2 protein-coding genes are annotated in these 1,348 nt (G+C 61.6%); both read left to right on the forward strand.

Translation table 11 applies throughout. The features are described from left to right. Positions 1-18: 18 nt before the first annotated feature. Entirely contained in the window at positions 19-390 is a 372-nt protein-coding gene (locus ACFVJ3_RS49480; protein ID WP_378459045.1) for a transposase, read from the forward strand. Beyond that, a complete protein-coding gene (locus tag ACFVJ3_RS49485; RefSeq protein ID WP_378459046.1) occupies positions 390-1,307 on the forward strand; it encodes an IS3 family transposase in 918 nt (305 codons plus the stop codon). Before ACFVJ3_RS49480 ends, ACFVJ3_RS49485 begins: the two co-directional genes overlap by 1 nt. Positions 1,308-1,348: the final 41 nt, after the last annotated feature.

The following is a 1,348-nucleotide window of genomic DNA, read 5'->3' on the forward strand; positions in this document are numbered from 1 at the left end:
TGAGGTTTCCCCCGGAATGTGGACACCGAATTGGCGGGATTCCGGTCTCGCTGGAAGGATGTCCATATGCCACCCCGCAAGCGCCGATCATTCACGGCCGAATACAAGGTCGAGGCGGCCCACCGGGTGATCGATTCGGGTCGCACCATCGCCGAGGTCGCACGGGAACTCGGCCTCAACGAGAGCCTGTTGGGTGAATGGGTCAAACTCGAGCGGCGCAGGATCGCCGCCGCCGAGTCTCAAGGAGAAAAGCCTTTGGACGCGGCCGAGCGAGCCGAGCTGATTCGATTGCGAAGGCAGGTCAGCGAACTCGAGAAGGACAACACCTTCTTGGTAAAAGCTTCGGCGTACTTTGCCTCGATGCAGAAGAATCGACCCGGTTCGATCTGATGGTGAAGTACGCCGGCCCCGATGACATCGAAGAGACCGCCGGCACCGCCGCACCGGAAGGTGAACGCTTCTCGATCACGCGGATGGCGCGCCTGTTGTCGGTGTCCACATCGGGCTACTACCAGCACATCAAACGCCGAGCTGCCACGGCGCTGACGCCGCGGCAGCAGCGCCGCGCCGATCTCGAAATCAAGATTGCCGAGATCCACAAGGGGTCGAGGGGAACCTACGGATCACCGCGGATCGCCGCCGAGTTGCGGGCACGCGGTGAGGTGGTGACCAAGAAGACGGTGGCCAAGATCATGGCGTCGGTGGGGATCGAGGGGATCAGCCCGCGCACGTTCAAGGTCACGACGACGGTGGTCGATCCACAGGCGTCGTTCCCGCCGGATCTAGTCGAGCGGCACTTCGATCAGGGTAGGCTCGATGCGGTCTGGTTCACCGACATCACGTACCTCACCTGCGGTGAGGGGGACATGTTCTTGTGTGCGATTCGAGATGGTCATTCTCGGAAGGTGTTGGGGTACAGCGTTTCCGATCACATCGGAGCCGAGATGGTTACGGCTGCGATCGATCGGGCCGTGGCTACCCGCGGCGGGCACTGCCGGGACACGATCCTGCACAGCGATCGCGGCGGGGAGTATACCGCCCACTTGACTGCGGCCGCGTGCCTCCGTCATGGATTGCGTCGGTCGATGGGTGCAACCGGGATATGTTGGGACAACAGCCCATCCGAGTCGTTTTGGTCGACGTTCAAGCATGAGGAGTACTACCGGCACGTCTACGCCACGAAGGCGGGGCTTGTTGCTGCGGTTGACAACTGGATTGCATTCTACAATGCTGACCGGCGGCACTCCTCGATCGGCATGCATAGCCCGGACAGTTTCGAGAGGTCGCTACAGGTGGCAATCGCCTGAAATCATGTAACCCCCGTGTCCACCGTTCGGGGGAAACCTCA

Source organism: Rhodococcus sp. NPDC127593 (assembly GCF_042671975.1).
GTDB lineage: Bacteria > Actinomycetota > Actinomycetes > Mycobacteriales > Mycobacteriaceae > Rhodococcus_F.

What these genes read in the sequence shown, in the direction of transcription:
- ACFVJ3_RS49485 (WP_378459046.1), top strand. Translation starts at nt 390, where the DNA reads ATGGTGAAGTACGCCGGCCCCGATGACATCGAAGAGACCGCCGGCACC.